A 23,032-nucleotide genomic window follows, 5' to 3' on the forward strand; every position below is an offset into this window, starting at 1 on the left:
GACTTCGAGGATACGAGCCCTTTGCGGGGCGCGAAAGGTGACGATACGGCGAGCCGTGGGCGAACCGCCGCTGATCACCCCTCCGGGTTTCCGGCAGCCGGCCGACCGGTGGTGCCGCGGGCCCTCCCGGAGCGCCCCGGCCGGCCGTCGCGGTGCAGCAGGGTGGCCGGGCGCACCGCGCCGGCGCCGAACCGGCGGGCGGCGCGGTCGGCCGCCAGCTCGGCGTCGCGACGGCCGTGCTCGCGGGCGCCGAGCTCCAGCTGCTGGGGCGCCGACCCGGCCTCCACCAGCCGTTCCGCGCGGACGCCGACCAGCCGGATGCGGGCCCGGTCGAGCCCGAGCGCGTCGAACAGGGCCCGGGCGGTGTCGTAGAGCTCCTGCCCGACGTCGGTGGGGACGTCGAGGGTGCGGCTGCGGGTGATCGTGGCGAAGTCGGCGAACCGCACCTTGATGCTCACCGTGCGGGCCAGCCACCCGCCCGAGCGCAGCCGGCCCGCCGTCCGCTCGGCGAGCAGCAGGAGCTCGCGGTGGATGACCGCCGGGTCGTCGACGTCGGTGCCGAAGGTCTCCTCGTGGCCGGTCGACTTCTCCGGCTCGTCGGGCACCACCCGGCGCGGGTCGCGGCCCCAGGCCAGCTCGTGCAGGTGTGCGCCGGCGGCGGGGCCGAGGGCCCGCTGCAGCGTCCGGGCCGGCACGTGCGCGAGGTCGCCCACGGTCCGCATCCCGAGCCGCAGCAGCTGCTCCTCGGTCTTGGGCCCCACGCCCCACAGCGCGCCGACCGGCAGGGGGTGCAGGAAGTCCATGACCTCGGCCGGCCGGACGATCCGCATCCCGTCGGGCTTGGCGGAGGTGGAGGCCAGCTTGGCGACGAACTTGCTGCCCGCCACGCCGACCGAGCAGGTGATCCCCTGCTCGTCGAAGACGCGGGCGCGGAGGTACTCGCCGATCTCGGCGGGATCCCCCAGCCGCCGGCCGGCGCCGGAGACGTCGAGGAACGCCTCGTCCAGGCTCAGCGGCTCCACCAGCGGGGTGATCGAGCGGAACAGGGCCATCACCGAGCGGGAGACCTCGGCGTAGAGCGACAGGTCACCGGGGAGCACCGTCGCCGTCGGGCACAGCCGCAGCGCCCGGGCGGTGGGCATGGCCGCGTGCACGCCGTAGCGCCGCGCCTCGTAGGTGGCCGAGGTGACCACCCCCCGGTTGCCCGCCCCGCCCACGATCACCGGGGTGCCGGCCAGCTCGGGGCGGCGGCGCACCTCGACGCTGGCGAAGAACGCGTCCATGTCGACGTGCAGTACGGTGCAGCCCTGCGCCCGCCCGCCCACTCGCCCACCTCCGTTCGAACACGTGTTCGCATCCGGACCCGACACTAGCCGCCGCCGAGCCGGGCGGTCCGCTGCCCCGGCCGCCGTGACGCAGTCGTGACCGGCCCTGCCGGCAACCGGCGCGCGACCCGCATGTGTCGGACCCTCCGGAGTGCGGTAAGCAGGCGTCGGCAGCCGCCGACCGGCGGCCGGAATCGAGACCGAGCGGAGGAGCCCATGGCTCTGGACGACGAGATGACCAGCGGCGACGGCGGTGCCGACGGCGGCGCGGACAGCGGCGCTCACGGCCCGGCCGACAGCAGCGCCGGCGCAGCCGACCACGGCGCCGCGGGTACGCCCGGCGGCCACGACGGCGGCGCGGACGGTGGCGCTGACGGTGGTGCCGATGGCGGCGCGGACGGCGGTGCCGATGGCGGCGCGGACGGTGGCGCCGATGGCGGCGCGGACGGCGGTGCCGACGGTAGCGCCGACGGTGGTGCCGACGGCGGCGCGGACGGTTCGGCCTGACCGAGAACCCCGCACCCCTGGGCCGGGCGGAGCAGCTGCTCCGCCCGGCCCTGCGGCGGTGCACGAACACCGACCCCGAGGTCTTCGCACGGGACCACTGGGGCCGGCGCCCGCTGCTGACCCGCGCCGCTGACACCGGCAACTCCTTCACCGACCTGCTCGACCTCGCCGCGATCGACGAGCTGCTCTCCCGCCGGGGGCTGCGCACCCCGTTCCTGCGCATCGCCAAGGACGGCCAGGTCGTCGACGCCTCGCGGTTCACCTCCTCCGGTGGCGCCGGGGCCGAGATCGCCGACCAGGTCAGCTCGGACGCGGTGCTGCGGCTGTTCGCCGACGGCAGCACCGTGGTGCTGCAGGGCCTGCACCGGCTGTGGCCGCCGCTGATCGAGTTCGCCGACCAGCTGGCCGCCGACCTCGGCCACCCGACCCAGGTCAACGCCTACGTCACCCCGCCGTCCTCGCGCGGGTTCGACGCCCACTACGACGTGCACGACGTCTTCGTGCTGCAGGTCGCCGGCCAGAAGCACTGGACCATCCACGAGCCGGTGCTGCGCGATCCGCTGCGCACCCAGGTGTGGACCGACCGCCGCGAGGAGGTCGCCGCCGCCGCGACCCGCGAGCCGGTGATCGACGCCGTCCTCGAGCCCGGCGACGTCCTGTACCTCCCCCGCGGGTTCCTGCACTCGGCCACCGCGCTCGGCGAGATCAGCGCCCACCTGACCATCGGCATCCACTCCGTCACCCGCTGGGGCGCGGCCGAGGCTGCCCTGGACCTGGTGCGCACCCTGGCCGCCGAGGACCCCGCGCTGCGCGGCTCGCTCCCCCTGGGTGTCGACCTCGCCGACCCCGACGGCCTGCGCGACGACGTCACCGCCGTCGTCGAGGGCCTGCGGGAGTGGCTGGCGCGGGTCGACCCCGCCGAGGTGGCCGAGCGGCTGCGCGCCCGCACCTGGGCCCAGGTGCGCCCCGAGCCCGTCGCACCGCTGGCCCAGGCGACCGCGGCCGCGACCCTCTCCCCCGAGACCGTGCTCCGCCTGCGACCGCGGCTGCGGTGCGTGCTCCGCGACGAGGACGATGGGCGGGTGACCCTCATCGGTGGCCGCCGGACGCACTCGTTCCCAGGGTCGGCCCGCCCGGCGCTGGCCGAGCTCCTGGCCGTCGGCGAGCTCAAGGTGGGCGACCTGCCCGGCCTGGAGCCCGGCGACCGGCTGACCCTCGCCCGGCGGCTGGTCACCGAGTCCGTCGCGCTCGTCCCCGACGCCGCACCCCCCGGGCCGTGACCACCGCGGACCTCCCACCCGCGGACGACTTCTGCCGGACCGACCTCCCGGCCCGCCCCACCGGCCGGCTGGACACGGCGCGCTGCTCGGTGCAGGCGCTGGCCCGCGGCGACTCCGGCATCGCCACCGCGTCCCCCGTGCAGCGCTGGCTGCTGGTGGAGCAGCCCGGCCCGTGGGGGCGCGACGCGCTGCTCCAGTCGCGGTTCGACGCGCGGGTGGCGCCGCTGCTGGCCGAGCGGGCCCGCCGCGAGGACGTGCGGGTGCTGCTCGTCCGCCGTCCCGGCGACCGGCTCGCCGACGCGGGCGGGCGCTGGGCCTACGCCGACAGCCGCCGGGGCCGCGAGGGCCTGTGGTGGTCGGTGCGGGCCTCGGACGAGGAGCTGCTCACCGCGCCCTGGGACGGGTCGGTCGGCGAGCGGTCGCAGCGCCCGACCTACCTGGTGTGCACGCACGGCGGGCACGACGCCTGCTGCGCGCTGCGCGGCCGGCCCCTGGCCCGCGCCATGCCCGCACCCGGACCGGCCGACGTGTGGGAGTGCAGCCACCTCGGCGGTGACCGGTTCGCGGCCAACGTCGTCGTCCTCCCCCACGGCTTCTACTACGGGCAGGTGCCCGGCGACGGCGGGCTGCTGGTGGCCGCCCACGAGCAGGGGCAGGTGGCGCTGGCGTGGCTGCGCGGCCGTGCCGGGCTGCCGGCGCACGTGCAGGCCGCGCAGCACGGCGCCCGCGAGGAGCTCGGCCTGCTCGGCGTCGACGACCTCGCTCCCCTGGGCGCGACCCAGCTGCCGGATCCGGAGCCGGACGTGGAGCGGTGGGAGGTGGCGCTGGCCGGCCCCGCGGGCACGGTCACCGTCGTCGTCGAGAGCCGGCCCTCCCCCGAGGCCGCGCAGCTGACCTGCTCCGCGGTGCGCCCCGGCCGGGTGCGCACCTGGCACCGGCTGTCGGTCAGCCGGTAGCGAGCTCGACGGGCTGCCCGAGCGGCAGCCAGCGGAACCGGGCCCGCACGTCGGCCGGGGCGCCGTCGAGCTCCGCCTCCACGGCTGCCCGGCCCTGGCGGAAGTGCGACCAGCCCTCGTAGTGCACCGGGACCACCGTCCGCACGTCGCTCAGGCGGCACAGCCGGATCGCCTCCCGGGCGGTCATGGAGTAGCGCAGCGGGCCGGTGACCGGGAAGCGGACGCCGCCCATGTGCAGCAGCGCGGTGTCGATCCGCAGCCGGGCGGCCACCGCCCGCACCCCGCTGAACAGCAGGGTGTCCCCGGAGATCCAGAGCACGCCGTCGTCCTGGCCGGCCCACTGCAGCGCGAAGCCGACGACCGGGCCGGCGAACGGGCGGCTGAGCGGCGGGCCGTGCCGGGCGGGCGTGGCGGTCACGGTGAGGGTGGGCAGCCCGGGTGCGGTGAGCTCGGTGGCCTCCCAGGCCCGGAGGCCGCGCGCGTTCCCGCCGAGCCGGCGTGCCGCCGCGCGGGTGGTGAGCACGGCGCCGGCCGAGGGCAGCAGCCCGCGGCCGGCGTCGTCCAGGTTGTCGGCGTGGTGGTCGTGGCTGAGCAGCACCGCGTCGACCGGCAGGACGTCGTCGGCCGGCAGCGCCGGCCCCGCGAGCTTGCGCGACGACGTCCCCCAGCCGAAGTCGTACGTCCGGCCGGGGGGATCGAAGGTCGGGTCCACGAGCAGCCGCCGGCCCAGCACCTCGACGAGCACGGTCGGGCCGCCGATGTGGGTGAGCCGGACCCCCTTCACCGCGGCGTGCTCACCTGCCGTGACATGACCGCGTGGTCCACCGCCCACTGCAGCACGTGGTCCGCGATCGCCTCCCAGCCCTCCTGCGCGGGCAGCAGGTGGGCGTAGCCGGGGTACTCCTCGTGCTCGGTGAGGAGTAGCGGCGGTGTAGTGCTTCACGTTGGACCGCTGCACGCTGGGCGGCATGATGTGGTCCTCGCTGCCGGAGATGAACAGCAACGGCGGCCGCGCCTCGTTCCGGTAGTCGACGGCGGCGTCCTGGGGTCCGGGCATGACGTTCGCCAGCACCGAGTTCCAGAGGATCCGGCCGGACGCCGGGATCGCGTACCGCTCGTAGAGGGCCCGCGACTCCTCCTCGCCGAACGTGTTCGTGAACGCGTAGTGCCACTGCTTCTCGGTGAGCGGGACGGCGCGGTGGCGGTTGGCCGGGTTCCGGAAGGCGGCGAAAGTGGACCGGAGCTGCGAGAGCGGCAGCACCCGGACGCCCTCCGTCGGCGCCGAGTTCAGCACCACCCCGACCGCGCCGTAGCCGCGGTCGAGGAGCAGCTGCACCAGCGTGCCGCCCGCGGAGTGGCCGATGAGGATCGGCGGTTTCTCCAGCCCGCCCACCACCGCCTCGAGGTGAGCCATGATGCCGGGCAGGGTCGCCTCGGCGATCACCGTCGGATCGGCGATGAGCGCCTCGACCTCCACCTCGAAGCCCGGGTAGGCCGGTGTGAGGACGCGGTACCCCTGGGCCTCGTAGCGGGTCTTCCAGTGCTCCCAGCTGCGGGGGGTCACCCAGAAGCCGTGCACGAGGACGACGGTGTCCGGACCGCTGGGCGCGGCCGGTCGGGGGGCGGGGATCTCGGACATGACGGGCTCCTCTCGCCCTGGGTCAGCCGCGCGCGAACGCGAGCAGGTCGGCGGTGAACTCCGCGGAGTGCGCCCCGGTGAGGCCGTGGGGCGCACCGGGGTAGACCTTGAGTTCTCCGTGCTTCAGCAGCGCCACCGACTTCGGCGCCGAGTCGTGGAACGGGACGATCTGGTCGTCGTCGCCGTGCGCGACCAGGACCGGCACGTCGATCCGCTCCAGGTCCGCGGTGAAGTCGGTCTCGCTGAACTGCGCGATGCACTCGTAGGCACCCTTGAGGCCGGCCATCATGCCCATCCGCCAGAAGTCGTCCTTCTGGCCCTGCGTCACCTCGCTGCCCGCACGGTTGGCGCCGTAGAAGGTCTCGGCGAGCTGCCGGTAGAACTCCGAGGCGCCGCCGAGCACGCCGGCCCGGATCTGGTCGAAGGCCTCGATCGGCAGCCCCTCCGGATTGGCCTCCGTGCGCAGCATGATCGGTGGGATGGCGCCCAGGAGCACCGCCCGCGCGACCCGCTCGGTGCCGTGCCGCCCCATGTACCGGGTGACCTCGCCGCCCCCGGTGGAGTGGCCGACGAGGATCACGTCGCGCAGGTCGAGCTGCTCGATGACGCTCGCCAGGTCGTCGGCGTAGGTGTCCATGTCGTTGCCGTCCGACGGCTGGTCGGACCGGCCGTGCCCGCGCCGGTCGTGCGCGATCGCCCGGAACCCGTTGGCCGCCATCGCGAGCAGCTGGGCGTCCCAGGCGTCGGAGTTCAGCGGCCAGCCGTGGCTGAACACGACCGGCTGACCGGCGCCCCAGTCCTTGTAGAAGATCCTCGTGCCGTCGGTGGTCGTGACGTCGCCCATGCTCGCTCCTCGGGAAGTCGGTGGGTGGGCCGTCCGGGTCCGACCCTGGCAGCGCGGCGACCGCCCCGATCGGCTGTGCGTGCACACCTCTGTGCTGTGGCCGCACGGCTCCCCCAGCGCGCAGGCCCTGGCCCGCGGCGCCGGGCGCTGCCAGACTCGGCGGCGCGGGGCACATCGAGGGCGGGACCGTGACGGGGCCGGGTCGCCCACCCACGGACGGGAACGCCGCATGCAGCTGCTGGACACCGCCACGCTCCCGGCCGAGCACCGCGTGGACGCCTTCCGGGCCGCCTTCGACCAGGCGTCGGTGCCCTGCTCCATCGAGCACCTCGGGCCCGACGACCGCGTGCACGCGCGCATGCACCTGTGGCACTTCGGCGCCGCGAACCTCTTCACCACCGACGCGTCCGGCTTCCGGCTCGTGCGCACACCACGGCACCTGCGCACGGAGAGCCCGCCGGTGGTCGCCCTGGCCGTGCAGGCTGCGGGCGTGGGCCGCTTCGGCCAGTTCGGGGAGCAGTCGCTCGTGCCGGCCCGGTCCCTGATGCTCAGCGACCTGACCGGGCCCTACGAGTTCGCCTGGGAGGACACCGGCGGATCGCGGGCCTTCCAGGTGCCCTACGGCGCGCTGGGCCTGCCGCCGGACGTGGTCCGCCGGGCCGCGCCCCGACTGGGCGGCAGCCCGCTGCACGACCTCGTCCGCGACCACCTCGTGCGGCTGTCCGCGGACGCCGGGCAGCTGGCAGCGGACCCGGCAGCCACCTCCCTGGGCACGGCCACGGTCGAGCTGGTCCGGGCGCTGGTGGTGTCGGCCGCCGCGGACGACCGCTACGCCGGAGCCGTCCGCGAGGAGACGCTGCTGACCCGGCTGCTGGCCTACGCCCGCGCCCACCTCACCGAGGCCGACCTCGGCCCGCGTCGGCTGGCGGCCGCGCACAACGTCTCGCTGCGACGGCTCTACCAGGAGTTCGCGGCGGCCGGGCTGCACCTGGAGCAGTGGCTCATCACCGAGCGGCTCGAGCTCGCCCGCGCCCAGCTGGTCTCGCGGACCGGGCAGCACCGCTCGGTGGCGGCGGTGGCGCGCAGCTGCGGGTTCGCCGACCCCAGCCACTTCGCCCGCAGGTTCCGGCAGGCCTTCGGCCTCTCGCCCCGGGAGTGGCAGCAGGAGTCGGCCCGCCGGGCGCAGGAGCCGCGGTCAGGTCAGTGACGAGCCGTGGGCCACGAGCAGCGGGATCGCCAGCTCGGTGGCGGTGAGCGAGCCGTGGTAGGCCGCCAGCCGGCTGGGTCCGGGTTCCTGGGCGGGGGCGGTCAGCGCCCAGGTGCCGCGGGCGAGCGCGACGACGTCGCCGATGCGGGCGGCCATCCCCGGGTCGACGGCACCGAAGACGCCGCTGGCCACCGCCTCGTCGCGGGACACGACCCAGGCGCGCTCGCCCAGCACGCCCCGCCAGCGGTCCAGCACGTCGTCGGCCGCACCCGGCACGGCGTGCACGTACCGCGCCCGCGGCTCCCCGGCGAGCAGCCGGACGCCGTCGCCGAGCTCGGGCACCGCGTCCAGGTCCAGCCGGGTGCCGGCCGGCACGTCGAGCATCCCGTGGTCGGCGGTGACCAGCAGCGCGGCGTCGTCGGGCAACCCGTCGACGACCTGCTCGACCATGCGGTCGACCAGCTGGAGCTGCGCCCGCCAGCTGGCGGAGTCGACGCCGCGCACGTGACCGGTGAGGTCGAGGTCGGGGAAGTAGCCGTAGACCAGGGCCCGCGGCGTGGCGTGTAGCGCCTGCAGCACCAGGGCGGCCAGGTCGCCGGCGCCGACGGAGCCGGCGTACGCGGCACCGCGGTAGGCCGCCAGGCTCAGGCCGCTGGCCTGGTAGGGGTACGGCGCGACCACCGTGGCCGGCACCCCGGCCGCCGCGGCCCGCGCGAAGACCGTGGGCTGCGGCGCCCAGGTGTCGGGGTCGGGGTCGTCCCGCCACTGCGTGTGGTTGAGGGCGCGGTCCTCCCCCGGGACGTCGGTGACGAAGCCGAGGACGCCGTGGCTCCCCGGCGGCAGGCCGGTGCCGAAGGTGGTGAGGCTGACCGGTGTGGTGCTCGGGCACGGCGCGGAGAGATCCCCGGCCGGGGAGGCGAGCGCGGCGAGGGTGGGCGCGAGGTCGACGTGCTGCCGGACGAGGTCGGCGCCCAGGCCGTCGACGAGCAGCACGGCCACCCGCCGGGCACCGGCGACCAAGGCGGTCAGCCCCAGCGGGTCGGCCGGCACGTCGCCGCGGTCCAGGGGCACGCCGAGCGCCGCGGCCGCTCCGGGCAGCACGTCGGCGAGGGTGCCGGTGCCGTAGGCCGGGCGGTGCAGGTCTCCGGGCAGCGGGTGCATCAGGGGCGCGCGGCGAGGAGGTGCAGGCCGGTGGCGACGTCGCGGTACGGCGAGGACCCGGCCAGCGCCAGCTCGAGGGCACGGACGGCGTCGGGATCGGCACCCGAGGCGGCGTCGAGCAGGTCGGCGACGACCGAGACGCCCCGCCACGGACCGGGCCGCAGCCCGGCGCCCTCGACGAGGGCGAGCAGCGCGTCGGGCGTGAACCGGCGCCGCGCCGTCGGCCGGGTGCGGGCCGTCGCCGGGTCGCGGTCCTCGGCCAGGGCCAGGGCCTCGACCGGGTGGCCGGCGACGGCGCGGGCCAGGACGGCACCGGCGCGGTTGGCCGCGGCCACGCTCACCTGCCCGCCGGGGCGGAGCGCGCCGGCGATCTCCCGCAGCGTGACCGCGGGGTCGTCGACCACCTCCAGCACGTAGTGGCAGAGGACCAGGTCGTACGTGGGCGCGGAGAAGACCTCGCCGAGCAGGTCGCCGTCGCCCTGCACGCCCTCCACCCGGTCCCCCACGCCGGCCGTGGCGGCGCGCCGGGCGAGGGTGGCCAGGGCGTCGGCGCTGGGGTCGACGACCGTGACCGCGTGCCCGAGCCGGGCGAGCGGGACGGCGAACATGCCGCTGCCGCCGCCGACGTCCAGCACGCGCAGCGGGGTGCCGTCGCCGATGACCGGGTCCAGCGCCGCCCAGACGGCCGCGCTGCGCGGGGGGAGCTGCTCGGCGGAGGACGGCGCGGGCGGTGTCGGCACCTGTCGGAGCCTAGTGGCGGCTCTCCGGCCGCACGGTGTCCGCGCCGGGTGGCGCAGCGCCCGCGTCAGCCCTCGGCGTCGTCCGCCGCCCGACGGACCTCGGCGATGTCGATGCGGCGCATCTGCAGCATCGACTGCGTGGCGCGCCGGGCCCGGTCCGGATCGGGGTCGTTGGTCAGCGCGAGCAGCTCGGCCGGGTAGACCTGCCACGAGACGCCGAAGCGATCCTTGAGCCAGCCGCACTGGCTCTCCTCGCCGCCGTCGGCCATGAGCCCGAACCAGTAGTGGTCGGCCTCCTCCTGGTCGGCGCAGACGATCTGGAAGGAGATCGCCTCGGTGAAGGGGAACTGCGGGCCGCCGTTGAGGCCGGTGTACCGGGTGCCGTCGAGGGTGAAGTCGACCGTGAGGACGTCGCCCTCCTTCATCGGCGGGGGCATGTCGGGGCCGTAGCGGGTGACCTCGTCGATGCTCGAGTTCGGGAAGACCGAGGTGTAGAGCCTCGCGGCCTCCTCCGCCTGGCCGTCGAACCACAGGCACGGGATCTGCTTCGGCATGGTGGGTCCCTCCTCGACGCGCTGTCGGCTGTCGGGAGTGAGGACCCGGGTGCCCCCTGGAACTCATCGAGGGTGCCCGAGGTGATCAGCCGCCGAGCCAGCGCTCCCAGGCGGGGCGGACGAGGTCGGCGAGGCGTGCGTAGCCGGCGGCTCCGGGGTGCGCACCGTCGCCGGCGGCCACCTCGGAGCGCCAGACCGGGTCGGCGGCCAGCGCGGCGGCGACCGGGACGTAGGGCACGCCGTGGTCGGCGCAGGCGCGGGCGAAGCGGTCGTCGAGGTGCGCGATCCGCTGGTTCTGGCGGTCGTCGGCGACGGCGGGCGGGCCGACGACGAGCACCGGCCACCCCGCGTCCGCCGCGCCGGCCAGCATCCCGGCGAGGGCCGCAACCGACTGCTCCGGCTCGAGCCGCGAGGCGCCGTCCTCCTCCGTGGTGTCGTTGACGCCGGTGGAGAGGACCACCCGCGGCTCCCACTCGCCACCCGCCAGGCGGACCCGGCACTCGGCGGCCCACCGCTCGGCGACCTCGGCGGTGGTCTGCCGGCGCACGCCGAGGACGTAACGGGTGACCGGCAGGCCGGCTCGCGCGCTGGCGACGCAGAGCCGGCCCGCCCAGCCGAGGTGCTCGGGGTCGCCGACGCCGGCCACGAAGGAGTCGCCGACGAAGCAGACGCGCAGGTCCCGGGTCACCTCCCCATCCTGCTAGTGACCGGAGCTGCCCGGGCTGGAGTGCCAGAGCTTGCGCGGCGGGCCGGCAGCGGCGCGCCGGGCTGCGGTCCCGGCGTCGTCGCCGGCCGGCTTGATGTCCGCGTAGGGCGACATCCGGAAGCCGGTGGGGTGCACCAGCACCGGCTTGACGATCACCGGCCGCGGCCCGTGCGAGGCCGCCGCCCCGGCGATCGCCTGCTCGGTGTACTCCCCCGGTGCGGCCATCAGCTCGCGGACCGCGTCCAGGCCGCCGGTCTCCCATGCCTCGTGCAGCGCCGGTAGCTCCCACGCCCCCGTCGCCCGCAGCGAGACCCCGCGCGCGCCGGTGCGGCGCAGCACCCCGCGGACCACCAGCAGCCACGAGTGGAAGACGGTGGCGGCGTAGGGCCCCTGGGCGTCCTCGAAGAAGGTCGAGTCGGTACAGCCGGTCCCGTCATCCAGGGTCACGAACACCACCCGCCGTCCCGACCGGATCGGCGGGGTCTGCGTCGCCACCTTCACCCCGGCGACCAGCAGCTCCGAGCCGCTCCGGCAGCCGAGCAGGTCGGCGGCCGGCACCGCCCCCAGTGCCGCCAGGAACGGCTTGTAGAAGTCGACGACGTGCCGGCTGGCGTCCAGACCGAGGACCTCCAGCTCGGCGCGCACCAGCTCGGCGTCGGTGAACTCCGGCAGCCCGCTGCCCTCCGCCCAGCCGGGGCCCACCCCCGGCCCGTCGGCGCGCTCCTCCGGTCCGGCGACGTCGTCGAGCGGGAACAGCGCCTCCTGGCCGGCGCCGTCCTGCTCGATCCCGAGCAGATCGAGGCTCAGCTGCCCGGCCGAGCTCGCCCGGGCGCCGCTGCGACTCCACCGGTCCAGCTCGCCGATCTGCAGCAGGAGGTCGCGGCGGGTGAGCTGCCGGCGGCGGTGCGCGGGTCGCCGCGACTCGCGGTCGCGCATGCCGAACCCGTAGAGGGAGTCGAAGCCGCCGGCGAGCACCAGCCGCTCGACCACCGGGCGGGACACCGACGCCCGGGACCAGAAGTCGCTCAGCGACCGGTAGGGCTGCCCGGCGACGATGCGGGCGACCTCGTCGTCGGAGATGCCCTTCACGTCGGCCAGCGACAGCCGGACGCCGTAGCGGGAGGGGTCGGGCATCGCCGCCGGCATCCACTCCGGCAGCCGCCGGCCCTCCTGACTCTCCGCCGAGGTTTCGTCACACCGCTCGACCCGGTAGGTCTCCCCCGAGGCGTTCACGTCGAGCCCGAGCACCGCGATGCCGAAGTTGCGGGCGTCGTCGAGGATCAGCCGCTTCGGGTACATGCCGGGATCGTGGGTGAGCACCCCGGCGAGGAACGCCGCCGTGTGGTGGGTCTTGAGCCAGGCCGACTGGTAGGTGGGCAGCGCGAACGCCGCCGCGTGCGCCTTGCAGAAGCCGAACGACCCGAAGGCCACCAGCACCTGCCAGACCTGCTCGGCGACCTCCTCCGGGTACCCGGCGTCCAGCACGCGGGGCATGAACCACGCGCGCACCTCGGGATGGGCGTCCTTCTCCCCCAGCGCCCGGCGCACCTCGTCGGCCTCGGCCAGCGTGCAGCCGGTCATCCGGGAGACGACGTGCAGCACCTGCTCGTGGAAGACCACGACCCCCGCGGTCTCCGCCAGCGCGAACTCCAGGTCGGGGTGCGGGTACTCGGCGTCCCGCCAGCCGTTCCGGGCCAGGAGGAACGGGGTGACCATGTCGCTCTTCACCGGCCCGGGCCGGAACAGCGAGATGTCGATGATGAGGTCCTCGAACGTCTGCGGGCCGAACTTGCCCACCAGCTCGCGCTGGCCGGGCGACTCGATCTGGAACATGCCCAGCGTGCGGGTGCTGCGGATCAGCTCGAAGGTCGTCGGGTCGTCCCGCGGGACGGCGTCGATGTCGAGGGTCTCGCCGTCGACCCGCGCCACCTCGTCCATGGCGTGCGCGATCGCCGACTGCATCCGGATGCCGAGCAGGTCGAGCTTGAGCAGCCCGAGCTCCTCGACGTCGTCCTTGTCGAACTGGCTCATCGGGTAGCCCAGGTAGCTGTTCTCGACGGGGGTGCGGTCGAGCAGGGTGGTGTCGGAGAGCAGCACTCCGCACGGGTGCAGCGCGATGTGCCGCGGCAGCCCGTCGAGCCGGGCGACCAGGTCGAACAGCAGGTCCAGGTCACCGCTGCCACCGGATCGTCGCGACCCGTACCGGCTGGCGCGCAGCTCGGGCAGATCGCGCAGCGCGGCGTGCACCTGGTTGGCCCGGATGTGCGGGAACGCCTTGGCGACGGCGTCGATCTCGGCCTGCGGCAGGCTCAGCGCGGCGCCGACGTCGCGGATGGCGTGCCGCACCCGGTAGGTGTCCATCATCGAGATGCAGCTGACCCGGTCGGCGCCGAACCGGTCGAGGACGGCGTCGTAGACCTCCATCCGCCGGGCGGACTCCACGTCGATGTCGATGTCGGGCAGCTGGTGGCGCAGCGGCGAGAGGAACCGCTCCATCAGCAGGCCGTAGCGGATCGGGTCGACGTCGGAGATGCCGAGCAGGTAGGTGACGAGGCTGCCGGCACCGGAGCCACGCGCCGCCGCCCGAACCCTCAAGCTCTTGATGAGGTCGACCACGTCGGCGACGGTGAGGAAGTAGGAGGGGTAGCCGAGCTGGTCGATCACCGCCAGCTCCTGATCGAGCCGGACGCGCACCCGCTCCGACAGCGGCATCCCGCGCCGGCCGAGCCCCGCCTCGCAGCGGGCCCGCAGCACCTCCGACGAGGTCATCCCCCGCTCGGCGGCCGTGGTGACGACGTCGAGCTCCGGGTAGCGGACGCTGCCGACACCGAGGTCGTCCCGGATGTCGACGGCGCACTGCTCGGCCAGCCGGGCGGTGCGCTCGAGCAGCCTCGTTGCTGCGTCCCGATCGGGGCCGACGAGGTCCTCGGCGACCTGCGCCATCTCCTTGCCCGACTTCAGGTAGCCCTCGGCGGTGCGCCGGTCGACGTGCCGCAGGTCCAGCGGGACGAGCCGGCGGGCGGCGTCGAGGACGTCGGCGGTCGGCGCGTCGAGGGCGTCGACGTAGCGGACCGCGTTGCTGAGCACCGCCGGCACACCCTGCTCGGCGGCGAACCGGAGCATGGCCTGCGCCCGCTGCCGGTCACCCCGGCCCCGGTGGTGCACCACCTCGAGGACCACGTGCGGCCCGAAGACCGCCCGCCAGGTGTCGAGCTGCGCCGCGGCGAGCTCGGTGCGGCCGGTGGCCAGCGCCCGGCCCACCGGGGAGTCGGGCCCCAGCAGCGCGGTCAGGCCGGTGGCGTGCTCGGCGGCCATGGCCAGCGAGCTGACCGGTTCGCCGCGGGTGCCGCGCAGGTGGGTGCTGCTGGTGAGCCGGCACAGCGACGCCCAGCCGGCGCCGTCGCGGGCCAGGAAGGTGGTGCGCGGCAGCCGGAGGTCGACCGCCGCCCCGCCCCGGGCCGGCGCCCGGCGGGTGCCCGGCGGGGAGGACGGGTGCCGGCGTGGCGCCCGGGCGCCGGACGCCGCGCCGCCGAGGGCGTGCGCGAGCGCCGGGGGCACGGTGGTGTCCGGCGCGGGGGCGACGGCGAGGTCGACCCCGAAGATCGGGCGGATCCCCGCCGACCGGCAGGCCAGGGCGAACTTGACCGCCCCGTACAACCCGTCGCGGTCGGTGAGGGCCAGCGCCCTCATCCCGTGCTCGGCGGCGCGCGCCACGAGGTCGGCGGGGTGGTTGGCCCCGAACCGCATGGAGTAGCCCGACGCGACGTGCAGGTGGACGAAAGGGTCGTTCACCGCCGCGGCTCGGACGAGGTGCCGCCGACGACCCGCGGCCGCGGGTAGGTGGGAACAGCGCCGAGGTAGTTCTCCACCACGATCAGGAAGGCGCCGACGTCGCGGACGAGGTCGTCGGCCTCGCGGTCGGTGACGGCGGAGGACAGGCCCGCCTCGGCGGCGGCCCGCTTGGCGGCACCGGCAGCGAAGAAGGTGGCCCACTCCCCCAGCTCGGGCGCGATCTGGCCGAGCAGCACCCAGGCGCTGCGCGGCCGGCGGCGGCCGCCCTCGGGCCGGGTGCGGGCGGCCAGCACGGCGGCCGCGGCCCGCAGCGCACCGAGGTGCGCGGTGGCGTAGCGCTGGCGGGCGTCGGTGCAGCCGGTGGCTTCGGACAGCCCGCGGTGGGCCTGCTCCAGCAGGGTCACCGCGGCGGCGGGCAGCGCCGGGGGCAGGGGCAGCTGATCGGCCATGAGGGGTCGGGCGCCCATCAGTCGTGCACCCGGACGAGCCACCAGCGGTTCGCCGCGGCGTCCCAGGACAGGTCGAAGACACCGGCGAAGTCGGTGCGCGAGCGCCCCGCGCGCACCGCCTCCACCCGCCACACCTCGCGCGGGGCGACCAGGTCGGCCGACGCTCCTCCGCTCCCGGCGTCGCGCTGCCACCAGGGCGAGGTCTCCATCCACGAGTCGAGCAGCTCCCCCACGAGGTAGCGGGACTGCCCGCGCCAGAACTGCAGCGGACCGAGCGCACCCCGCTCCACCTGCACCTCTTCGCCGATCCGGTCGACGGCCTCACCGAGCACCCGGCTCATGACGGACCTCCCCAACGTCTGCAGCACTCCGCCGTCCGCACCACCCCGTGGGGAAGGTCGGGGACGGGTGCGGATGGCGGCTGATCTGTGTTCGAACGCTTGTTCGAGCGATGTCCAGTAGACCGGAGCGCGGATGCGTCGTCAAGACGACGCGGCGGGTCGTCACGGGCGCAGTGGATCGGGCGGGGCGAGCTCCTCGAGCTCGGGAGGATCCGGCTCGGGGTCGTGGTACCAACCCGGCGGCCTCGTCGTCCGCGAGACGCCCGACGGAGTGTGGACCGTGAGCCGGCCATCGACGCCCAGGGCGAACGACCATCCCCGGGCGAAGGTCTTGATCCGGTGGTGCCGCCGGCACAGGCAGCAGAGGTTCTCGCACGCCGTCGGACCGCCGTCGGCGTACGGGTGCCCGTGGTCGATGTCGCAGGTGCCGGCGCGCCGGCCGCACCCCGGCATCCGGCAGCGCCGATCGCGGACCGTCACCAGGCGCCGCTGCGCAGCGGAGGGCTCGTAGCTCCCGGTGGGCGGCGGGCGCCCGAGCCCCGATCCGCCGGGACCGGCGGCCCGGCGGAGCTCCGTGCGGGTCGCGACGGCGACGGTCTCACCGCTCGCCGGGTCGTCGATCGCGATCGACACCGAGCCGCCGGCCGGCGGAGTGCCTAGGCCGAGCAGATCGAGGGAGGCGAGCAGCTCCCGGCACTGCATGGCGGAGACCAGTTGCCCGTCCACCTCCGCCGGAGCCGCACCGGACGGCGCGTCGGCTCGCAGTGCCGGCAGCGCCGCGTGGATGGTCAGGTGGGCGGTGACGGCCGGGCGGCTGGTGTCCCACGGCCGGAGGAGCAGATCGAGCGCGGTGGTCGAGCGCAGCACCCCCATCGGCCGGTCGTCCCCCTCGGCCCGCAGCCAGCGCGCGTACTGAGCGACCGCGTCGCGAGCTGCGTGCACGACGGGCAGCGGTCCCTCGATCACCAGGCGGCCGAGACCGTCGGCGGTGCGCTCGACGTGCACGTCGGCCCTCCGCTCCGCCTCCCGGCGCCGGCGCTCCTTGGCTGCGGCATCGACCCGGTAGAGGTGGTAGCGGACCCGGTCGCCCAACCGCGACGGCGGGCAGTCCTCGGCGCCGGGGAGCACCCGGGCCTGCACCGCGGCGGCCACGGCGTCGGAGGCATCGCCGAGGAGGTCGAGCAGGATGCGCGCCTTGCGGATCGTCAGCCGCCCCGCGAACAGCTCCGACCAGGTCGGCGCCAGCGTGGTGGTGAGCAGCACCGACTCGGCCGCCAGCCGGGACGCCTCGTCTTCGGAGCAGTGTCGGATGACGGCCAGCTCGGAGACGAAGTCGTCGGAGACGTCGGCGAGTGCGGGCGGACGCATCGCCCGCGAGTCGACGCCCGGAGCCCCGCGCGAACCGAAGTCCGCGTCCCACTCGACGGTCCTACGCCGGGCGAGCTCGGCGACCGCGGCGGCCTGCCGCGCGTACTCACGGGCCATGTGCGCGTCGGAGGACCAGATGTCGGCGACGAGCTCGAGGTCGGTGTCGTACGCCGACCCGAGCTCCGAGGGAACGAACGGCATCGGCTCGCCGTCGACCGGCGGTCCGACCGTTCCTCCTTCCTCCATGCCTGCACGCTAGGCCCCGGGTACGACAGTTTCCGCTGGTCAGCGGGACGACGGCCGGAGTGATCCCACTGGATTCCCTCGCGCCGGGGGTCCATCACCGCGGTGCCGTCCTCACCTGGGTTCGCACCCGGCTGAACGAGCAAGGCGAACCCGACCACCACCGTCCGCGTGGCTCACGATGAGGCATGCACTTCAGCGAGATGCAGGCCACGGCACGCGCAGTGCGAGCGAAGTACGCGCAGGTGGAGAGCGAGCAGTACGGACGCTCTTGGACGGCCGAAGAGATCATGCTGGGATTCCTCGGGGACGTCGGCGACCTCGCGAAGCTCGTGCAGGGCAAAGCCGGCGTGCGGCCACGCGACGACCTCGATGACGCGTTGGCCCATGAACTGGCGGACTGCCTTTGGGCCGTCCTCACCCTCGCCGACACCTACGGCGTCGACCTGGAGACCGCCTTCGCCGACACGATGCAAGCCCTCGCACAACAGCTCGACGACGTGCGAGACACGGGCGGGAGGGCCGGCGGCTGACGGTGGCGCCGCCCGACCGGCCGAGGTCGCCGGGGCGGTGGCAGGATCGACCCATGTCCTCGCCCGCGCACCCCCGGGTCGCCGCGGTCAGCCGCCTGCTGCAGGAGGCCGGCGCGGCCGGTCAGGTACGCGTGCTCCCCGCCGAGGTCCGCACCGCCGCCGCGGCCGCCGCCGAGCTCGGCGTGCCGGTGGGCGCCATCGCCAACAGCCTCGTCTTCGTCGCCGCCGGCCAGCCGCTGCTGGTCATGACCAGCGGCGCGCACCGGGTGGACGAGTCGAAGGTCGCCGCCCTGCTGGGCGTGGACTCCGTCTCCCGCGCACCGGCCGAGCTGGTCCGCGCGGTCACCGGCCAGCCGATCGGCGGCGTCGCCCCCGTCGGCCACCCCGAGCCGATCGGCACCCTCGTCGACGTCGAGCTCGCCCGCCACCCGCAGGTCTGGGCGGCGGCCGGGCACCCCGCGACGGTCTTCCCGACCACCTACGACGAGCTGCTCCGGCTCACCGACGGAACCGCCGCCGAGGTGGGCGAGGACGTGCTCGACGGCGCCGAGGCGGTCGGCTCGTGACCGACACCCGCCCCGGCACCAGGATCGTCGACCTCCCGGTCGCCTGGCTGCGCGACCACATGCACGAGGCGCTGGCCATCTACGGCCTGGCCATGGGCTACGACCCCGGGGTGGTGGCCGGCCGCTACGGCTACGCCATCCAGCACACCGACCGTCCCGGCTTCCGGGCGGTCGGGGCCTTCGCCGCCACCGAGGACGGCGAGCGCCTCGTCGGCTTCGGCTACGGCTACCTGATCGCGCCCGGCCAGTGGTGGCACGACCAGGTGCGCGCGGCCCTGGACCGGCGGACGGCGAAGAAGTGGCTGCCCGGCGCCTTCGAGGTCTGCGAGCTGCACGTGCACCCCGACCACCAGAGCCAGGGGCTGGGCCGCCGGCTGCTGCACGCCCTGGTGGCCGGCACCACCGCCCCGGTGGCCCTGCTCTCCACCCCCGACGCCGACACGAAGGCGTTCCGGCTCTACCACGCCGACGGCTTCGTCGACCTGGCCCGCGGCTACCACTTCCCGGGCGATCCGCGGCCGTTCGCCATCCTCGGGGTCGAGCTCCCGATGCATCCGCGCGAGCCGCGGCCGGCGAACACCTGAGCGTGCCGCCACCCGTCGACGTCGTCGTGATCGGTTCCGGCCACAACGGGCTGGTCGCGGCCTGCTACCTGGCGCGCGCCGGCCTGTCGGTCGAGGTCCTGGAGTCCGACACGGTCCTCGGCGGCGCGGTCTCCACCGTCGAGCGGTGGCCCGGGGTGCGGGTCGACCGCGGCTCGAGCGCACACGTGATCATCCGGCACAGCGGCATCGTCGAGGAGCTGGACCTCGCCGCCCACGGCCTGCGCTACCTGGACTGCGACCCGTGGGGGTTCGCGCCCGCGCCGTCCCCCGGCGACCCCGGTCCCGACGGCCGGCCGCTGGTCTTCTCCGTCGACCTCGACGCCACCTGCGCGTCCATCGCCGCGGCCTGCGGGCCGGAGGACGCCGAGGCCTACCGCCGGTTCGTGGCGGTGTGGGGTCCGCGCAGCCGCGCCGTCGTCGCCTCCTTCGGCCGCCGGCCCAGCGCCGGCGGGCTGGTCCGCTCCTTCTGGCCGCTGGGCGCTCCCGGCGAGGACCGCGCCCGCACCCCCGGCGCCGAGCTGGCCATCGACTTCCTCGGCTCGGGCGACGCGCTGCTGGACCGCTGGTTCGGCAGCGAGCGGCTCAAGGCGGCGCTGGCCTGGTTCGGTGCGCAGTCCGGCCCGCCCATGTCCGAGCCCGGCACCGCCGCCATGGTCGGCTGGGTGGCGCTGCTGCACGACGTGCCGCCCGGCCACCCCGTCGGCGGCTCGGGCGAACTGACCGCCGCGCTGCGCCGTCGGCTGGAGGCCGACGGCGGGCGGGTGACCCTCGGCGACGGCGCCGCGCGGCTGCTGGTGGAGGAGGGCCGGGTCACCGGCGTCGAGACCGCGTCGGGACGGCGTCTGGGCACCGGAGCCGTCGTCGCCGCGTGCCACATCGGGGTGACTCGGCGCCTGGCCGGCGCGGACGCCCCGCCCGCCCTGGCCGAGACGGACCCCCCGGTCGGCAACGGCTTCGGGCTGGTCGTGCGCGCGCTCACCGACGCCCTGCCGGCCTATCCCGGCGCTACCCCGGAGGAGTCGCTCCAGGGACTCCAGCTGCTGTGCACCGACCGCGCTCAGCTCGCCGCCGCCCACGGCGACTGGGGCGCTGGCCGGGTGCCGCGCGAGCCGGTGCCCCTGGCGATGTCCTTCTCCGCGAGCGACGACACCCTCGCTCCGGACGGGTCGCACGTCGTCACGATCTGGGGCCAGTGGTACCCCTACGCGCTCGCCGACGGCGCCGACTGGGACGCCCTCGCCGACACCGAGGCGCGGCGGCTCGTCGACGCCGTCGACCGGTTCGCCCCCGGGTTCGCCGACTCGGTACAGCGGCTGTACGTCCAGACCCCGGTGGCCCTGGAGCGCGAGCTGGCCCTGCCTCGCGGCAACGTCATGCACGTGGAGATGGGCCTGGCCAGCATGTTCGGCTTCCGGCCCACACCCGCGCTGTCCGGCTACCGCGTCCCCGGCCTGGCCGGCCTGTACCTCGCCGGCGCCTCCACCCACCCCGGCGGCGGGGTCTCGGGCAACTCCGGCCGCAGCGCCGCCCGCGTGGTGCTCGGCGACCGGTCGCGCCCCGCGCGCGCCCGCGCGGCCGCGGCCCGGTCCCTGCGCCGGGTCCGGACCGGCCGGTGACGACGACGGCCGCCCCGCCGGCGCCGGTCCTCCGACGGGCGCTGCCGTGGGCGCTGGCCAGCGCCCTGGTGCTGACCGCGATCGCCTACCCCCTCGCCGACACCAACCGGAACGCGGTCAGCTGGGCCATCGTCCTGCTCGGCGCGGCGCTGTCGGTGGTGCACGCCTGGCTCAGCCGAGGAGCGCGCACCGGCGTCGGGGTCCTGGTGCTCGTCGGCGCGGTCGCCGTGGGGTTCGAGAGCGTCGGGCTGGCCACGGGCTTCCCCTACGGCAGCTACACCTACAGCGACGTCCTGGGCCCGACGCTGCTCGGCGTCCCGTTCCTCGTGCCCCTGGCCTGGCTGATGATGGCCTGGCCGAGCTGGCTGCTGGGCGGCCGGCTGGCCCGCCCGGTGCGCCCCGGGCGACGGCGGGCGGCGCGCATCGCGTGGTCGGCGGCCGTCTTCGCCGGCTGGGACGTCGTCCTGGATCCGCAGATGGTCGACGCCGGCTATTGGACGTGGGCGCACCCGTCGCCCGGGCTCCCGGGCATCGACACCGTCCCCCTGACCAACCTGGCCGGCTGGCTGGTGGCCGGCGCGGTCCTCATGACGCTGCTCGACCTCCTCGTCGAGCGCACCGCCACTCCCCCCGCCGTCGGCGACGCCGCGCCGCTGCTGGCGCTGGCCTGGATGACCCTCGGCGGCGCCCTCGCCCACGCCGGCTGGCTGGGGCTGCCCGGCTCCGCCGCGTGGGGCGCCGGCCTGGGCGCCGCCGTCCTCACCGTGCTCGCCGTCCAGCACGCCCGTCAGCCGTGAGCGGCCGGTTCCTGCGCACGCTGGCCGGGATCTCGGTCGCGGGCGCGGCGCACGCGGCCCTCAACGCCGCGCTGCTGCGCCGCCCACCCGCCGCGCCGGCGCCGGTCCAGAGGTCGGTCACCGTCGTCGTCCCGGTGCGCGACGAGGCGGCGCACGTCCTGGACTGCCTGGCCGCGGCCCTCGACCAGCGGGGGGTTCCCGGGCTGCGCGTCGTCGTCGTGGACGACGGCTCGACCGACGGCACCGCGGCGCTCGTGGCCGCCCACCCCGACCCGCGGGTGCAGCTGGTGACGGCGCCGCCGCCGGGGCCGGGCTGGCTGGGCAAGCCCCACGCGTGCGCGCGCGGCGCGGAGGTGGCGGGCGACGCCGACGTCCTGGTGTTCCTGGACGCGGACGTGCGGCTGATGCCCGACGCCGTCGCCGCGGCCGTGTCGGTCCTGGACGAGGCCGGGCTGGACCTGGTCTCGCCCTGGCCGCGGCAGCTCGCCGGCAGCGCCGCCGAGCGGCTGGTCCAGCCGCTGCAGCATTGGCTGTGGGCGACCTTCCTGCCGCTCCGGGCGGCGGAGCGCTCGCCCCGGCCGGCGCTGGCCGCGGCGAACGGCCAGTTCCTGGTCGTGCGCCGGGAGGCCTACGAGCGGGCCGGCGGGCACGCCGCCGTCCGCGGCGAGGTCATCGAGGACGTCGCCCTGCTGCGCGCGGTGAAGGCGGCCGGTGGGCGCGGGGTCGTGATCGACGGGTCGCGGCTGGCCGTGTGCCGCATGTACGAGGGCTGGCCCGGCGTCCGGGACGGCTACGCGAAGTCGCTCTGGTCCGCCGTCGGCGGCTCACCGGCCGCGGGGCTGCTCACCGCCGGCGCGCTCACCGCGGTGTGGGTGCTGCCCGCGGCCGCGGCGCTGCGGGGCTCGCGGGCCGGGCTGGTCGGGTACGCGGGCGGGGTGGCCGGCCGGGCAGTCACCGCCGCGGCCACCGGCGGCCGGGTGTGGCCGGACGCGCTGGCCCATCCGCTGTCCGTGCTGGCCCTGGACCTCCTGATGGTCCGCTCGGTCGCCGGGCACCGGCGCGGAACGCTGCGCTGGCGCGGCCGAGGGGTGACCGCGCAGCCCGGTGCCGCTGCGGCGAGGATGGGCCGGTGACCTCCCCGGCAGCCCGCGACCGCGTCTCCTTCGACCCCGACGCGATGGACTCCGGCGCCTTCTACCGGGTGCTGAACTCCGTCGTCGTCCCCCGGCCGATCGCCTGGGTCTGCACCCGCTCCGCCGAGGGCGTGCACAACCTCGCGCCGCACTCCTTCTACACGGTGGCGTGCGTGACCCCGCCGGTCGTGCAGTTCACCTCCGTGGGCCGCAAGGACTCGCTGCGCAACGCCGAGGCGACCGGCCAGTTCACCGTCAACCTCACCCCCGAGGCCCTGTTCGAGCAGGTCAACGCCACGGCCACCGACTTCCCGCCCGACCACAGCGAGGCCGAGCACACCGGGGTGCGGCTGGAGCCGGCCGAGACCGTGGACGCGATGCGCGTGGCGGAGTCGCCGGTGTCCATCGAGTGCGTCCTGCACGGCACGGTCAGCTTCGGCGACAGCACGGTCGTCTTCGGCCGGGTCCGGCACATCAGCGTGTGGGCCGAGGCGGTGCAGGACGGCCGGCCGCGCATCGAGCACCTGCGGCCGCTGGCCCGGCTGGGCGGGAACGAGTGGTCGACCATCGGCGAGGTCCGCGAGATCCGCCGCATCCCGTACCGCACCTGGACCGACGACCCCGGCATCGGCGAGCGCCTCCGCGGTCGGTGACCCGCTCAGTTCCCCAG

General features: G+C 75.8%; 22 protein-coding genes. 11 read left to right on the forward strand and 11 right to left on the reverse strand.

Annotated features, from left to right (window positions below):
• Window positions 1-74 precede the first annotated feature (74 nt).
• Entirely contained in the window at window positions 75-1,325 is a 1,251-nt protein-coding gene (gene dinB, locus DQ239_RS06160; RefSeq protein ID WP_113833528.1) for a DNA polymerase IV, read from the reverse strand.
• Between the two features lie 216 nt (window positions 1,326-1,541).
• Here dinB and DQ239_RS06165 point away from each other — a divergent pair, with 216 nt between their 5' ends.
• The 3 genes from DQ239_RS06165 (at window position 1,542) to DQ239_RS06175 (ending at window position 4,068) form a co-directional block, all read left to right on the forward strand.
• Window positions 1,542-1,832: a BatC protein gene (locus tag DQ239_RS06165; protein WP_113833529.1), complete on the forward strand. Its 291-nt coding sequence runs from the start codon at window positions 1,542-1,544 to the stop codon at window positions 1,830-1,832.
• 314 nt (window positions 1,833-2,146) lie between these two features.
• A complete protein-coding gene (locus tag DQ239_RS06170; protein WP_348519324.1) occupies window positions 2,147-3,112 on the forward strand; it encodes a cupin domain-containing protein in 966 nt (321 codons plus the stop codon).
• Window positions 3,109-4,068 carry a sucrase ferredoxin gene (locus DQ239_RS06175; RefSeq protein WP_113833531.1) on the forward strand — a complete coding sequence of 320 codons (960 nt, stop codon included), beginning with the start codon at window positions 3,109-3,111 and terminating at the stop codon, window positions 4,066-4,068. The genes DQ239_RS06170 and DQ239_RS06175 overlap by 4 nt, the downstream gene beginning before the upstream one ends.
• Here DQ239_RS06175 and DQ239_RS20575 read toward each other — a convergent pair.
• Together DQ239_RS20575 and DQ239_RS06190 are read right to left on the reverse strand one after the other, a co-directional pair.
• Complete coding sequence (locus tag DQ239_RS20575; protein ID WP_199582714.1) at window positions 4,058-5,707, reverse strand: alpha/beta fold hydrolase; 1,650 nt, start codon at window positions 5,705-5,707, stop codon at window positions 4,058-4,060. The genes DQ239_RS06175 and DQ239_RS20575 overlap by 11 nt on opposite strands.
• 22 nt (window positions 5,708-5,729) lie before the next feature.
• Window positions 5,730-6,551 (reverse strand): alpha/beta hydrolase, encoded by an 822-nt coding sequence (locus DQ239_RS06190; protein ID WP_113833533.1) that lies wholly within the window; start codon window positions 6,549-6,551, stop codon window positions 5,730-5,732.
• Window positions 6,552-6,780: 229 nt separating this feature from the next.
• Between DQ239_RS06190 and DQ239_RS06195 the strand changes: the two genes are divergently transcribed.
• Complete coding sequence (locus DQ239_RS06195) at window positions 6,781-7,758, forward strand: helix-turn-helix domain-containing protein (RefSeq protein ID WP_113833534.1); 978 nt, start codon at window positions 6,781-6,783, stop codon at window positions 7,756-7,758.
• Here the strand turns inward: DQ239_RS06195 and DQ239_RS06200 are convergent.
• From DQ239_RS06200 to DQ239_RS06235, 8 genes are all read right to left on the reverse strand, one after another.
• The gene (locus DQ239_RS06200; RefSeq protein ID WP_113833535.1) at window positions 7,747-8,919 is read right to left on the reverse strand and encodes a nucleotide pyrophosphatase/phosphodiesterase family protein; all 1,173 of its coding nucleotides are present in this window, start codon (window positions 8,917-8,919) and stop codon (window positions 7,747-7,749) included. The two genes, DQ239_RS06195 and DQ239_RS06200, sit on opposite strands and share 12 nt — an antisense overlap.
• Entirely contained in the window at window positions 8,919-9,659 is a 741-nt protein-coding gene (locus DQ239_RS06205; protein WP_113833536.1) for a methyltransferase domain-containing protein, read from the reverse strand. The genes DQ239_RS06200 and DQ239_RS06205 overlap by 1 nt, the downstream gene beginning before the upstream one ends.
• Window positions 9,660-9,724: 65 nt before the next feature.
• Window positions 9,725-10,213: a VOC family protein gene (locus tag DQ239_RS06210; RefSeq protein WP_113833537.1), complete on the reverse strand. Its 489-nt coding sequence runs from the start codon at window positions 10,211-10,213 to the stop codon at window positions 9,725-9,727.
• An 85-nt stretch (window positions 10,214-10,298) separates the two neighbouring features.
• Window positions 10,299-10,901: a GDSL-type esterase/lipase family protein gene (locus tag DQ239_RS06215; protein WP_113833538.1), complete on the reverse strand. Its 603-nt coding sequence runs from the start codon at window positions 10,899-10,901 to the stop codon at window positions 10,299-10,301.
• A gap of 12 nt (window positions 10,902-10,913) precedes the next feature.
• Window positions 10,914-14,711, reverse strand: coding sequence for a DNA polymerase III subunit alpha (locus DQ239_RS06220; protein ID WP_113833539.1), 3,798 nt, complete (start codon window positions 14,709-14,711; stop codon window positions 10,914-10,916).
• On the reverse strand, window positions 14,708-15,178 hold the full coding sequence (locus tag DQ239_RS06225) for an SAV_6107 family HEPN domain-containing protein (protein WP_113833540.1): 471 nt from the start codon (window positions 15,176-15,178) through the stop codon (window positions 14,708-14,710). Before DQ239_RS06225 ends, DQ239_RS06220 begins: the two co-directional genes overlap by 4 nt.
• Window positions 15,178-15,501, reverse strand: coding sequence for a DUF6504 family protein (locus tag DQ239_RS06230; protein ID WP_113833541.1), 324 nt, complete (start codon window positions 15,499-15,501; stop codon window positions 15,178-15,180). Before DQ239_RS06230 ends, DQ239_RS06225 begins: the two co-directional genes overlap by 1 nt.
• Window positions 15,502-15,663: 162 nt before the next feature.
• The gene (locus tag DQ239_RS06235; protein WP_147252013.1) at window positions 15,664-17,115 is read right to left on the reverse strand and encodes an HNH endonuclease signature motif containing protein; all 1,452 of its coding nucleotides are present in this window, start codon (window positions 17,113-17,115) and stop codon (window positions 15,664-15,666) included.
• A 185-nt stretch (window positions 17,116-17,300) separates the two neighbouring features.
• Here DQ239_RS06235 and DQ239_RS06240 point away from each other — a divergent pair, with 185 nt between their 5' ends.
• The 7 genes from DQ239_RS06240 to DQ239_RS06270 are packed head-to-tail and all read left to right on the forward strand — an operon-like array spanning window position 17,301 to window position 23,015.
• Complete coding sequence (locus DQ239_RS06240; RefSeq protein ID WP_199582716.1) at window positions 17,301-17,645, forward strand: MazG nucleotide pyrophosphohydrolase domain-containing protein; 345 nt, start codon at window positions 17,301-17,303, stop codon at window positions 17,643-17,645.
• A gap of 53 nt (window positions 17,646-17,698) precedes the next feature.
• The gene (locus DQ239_RS06245; RefSeq protein ID WP_113833543.1) at window positions 17,699-18,211 is read left to right on the forward strand and encodes a YbaK/EbsC family protein; all 513 of its coding nucleotides are present in this window, start codon (window positions 17,699-17,701) and stop codon (window positions 18,209-18,211) included.
• Window positions 18,208-18,795, forward strand: a complete 588-nt coding sequence (locus DQ239_RS06250) for a GNAT family N-acetyltransferase (protein ID WP_113833544.1) — start codon at window positions 18,208-18,210, stop codon at window positions 18,793-18,795. Before DQ239_RS06245 ends, DQ239_RS06250 begins: the two co-directional genes overlap by 4 nt.
• Window positions 18,796-18,797: 2 nt before the next feature.
• Window positions 18,798-20,432, forward strand: a complete 1,635-nt coding sequence (locus DQ239_RS06255) for an NAD(P)/FAD-dependent oxidoreductase (protein WP_233488817.1) — start codon at window positions 18,798-18,800, stop codon at window positions 20,430-20,432.
• Window positions 20,429-21,229, forward strand: coding sequence for a carotenoid biosynthesis protein (locus DQ239_RS06260; RefSeq protein ID WP_113833545.1), 801 nt, complete (start codon window positions 20,429-20,431; stop codon window positions 21,227-21,229). The genes DQ239_RS06255 and DQ239_RS06260 overlap by 4 nt, the downstream gene beginning before the upstream one ends.
• Window positions 21,226-22,362, forward strand: coding sequence for a glycosyltransferase (locus DQ239_RS06265; RefSeq protein WP_113833546.1), 1,137 nt, complete (start codon window positions 21,226-21,228; stop codon window positions 22,360-22,362). Before DQ239_RS06260 ends, DQ239_RS06265 begins: the two co-directional genes overlap by 4 nt.
• Window positions 22,359-23,015: a flavin reductase family protein gene (locus DQ239_RS06270; RefSeq protein ID WP_199582718.1), complete on the forward strand. Its 657-nt coding sequence runs from the start codon at window positions 22,359-22,361 to the stop codon at window positions 23,013-23,015. Before DQ239_RS06265 ends, DQ239_RS06270 begins: the two co-directional genes overlap by 4 nt.
• Window positions 23,016-23,032 lie beyond the last annotated feature (17 nt).

It is taken from the genome of Blastococcus sp. TF02-09 (genome assembly GCF_003319105.1).
Lineage (GTDB): Bacteria > Actinomycetota > Actinomycetes > Mycobacteriales > Geodermatophilaceae > Blastococcus.

Coding starts and splice junctions, on each gene's coding strand:
- DQ239_RS06245 (WP_113833543.1), top strand. CDS start 17,699: ATGTCCTCGCCCGCGCACCCCCGGGTCGCCGCGGTCAGCCGCCTGCTG.
- DQ239_RS06190 (WP_113833533.1), bottom strand. CDS start 6,551: ATGGGCGACGTCACGACCACCGACGGCACGAGGATCTTCTACAAGGAC.
- DQ239_RS06240 (WP_199582716.1), top strand. CDS start 17,301: ATGCACTTCAGCGAGATGCAGGCCACGGCACGCGCAGTGCGAGCGAAG.
- DQ239_RS06225 (WP_113833540.1), bottom strand. CDS start 15,178: ATGGGCGCCCGACCCCTCATGGCCGATCAGCTGCCCCTGCCCCCGGCG.
- DQ239_RS06165 (WP_113833529.1), top strand. CDS start 1,542: ATGGCTCTGGACGACGAGATGACCAGCGGCGACGGCGGTGCCGACGGC.
- DQ239_RS06195 (WP_113833534.1), top strand. CDS start 6,781: ATGCAGCTGCTGGACACCGCCACGCTCCCGGCCGAGCACCGCGTGGAC.
- DQ239_RS20575 (WP_199582714.1), bottom strand. CDS start 5,707: ATGTCCGAGATCCCCGCCCCCCGACCGGCCGCGCCCAGCGGTCCGGAC.
- DQ239_RS06210 (WP_113833537.1), bottom strand. CDS start 10,213: ATGCCGAAGCAGATCCCGTGCCTGTGGTTCGACGGCCAGGCGGAGGAG.
- DQ239_RS06235 (WP_147252013.1), bottom strand. CDS start 17,115: ATGGAGGAAGGAGGAACGGTCGGACCGCCGGTCGACGGCGAGCCGATG.
- DQ239_RS06200 (WP_113833535.1), bottom strand. CDS start 8,919: ATGCACCCGCTGCCCGGAGACCTGCACCGCCCGGCCTACGGCACCGGC.
- DQ239_RS06230 (WP_113833541.1), bottom strand. CDS start 15,501: ATGAGCCGGGTGCTCGGTGAGGCCGTCGACCGGATCGGCGAAGAGGTG.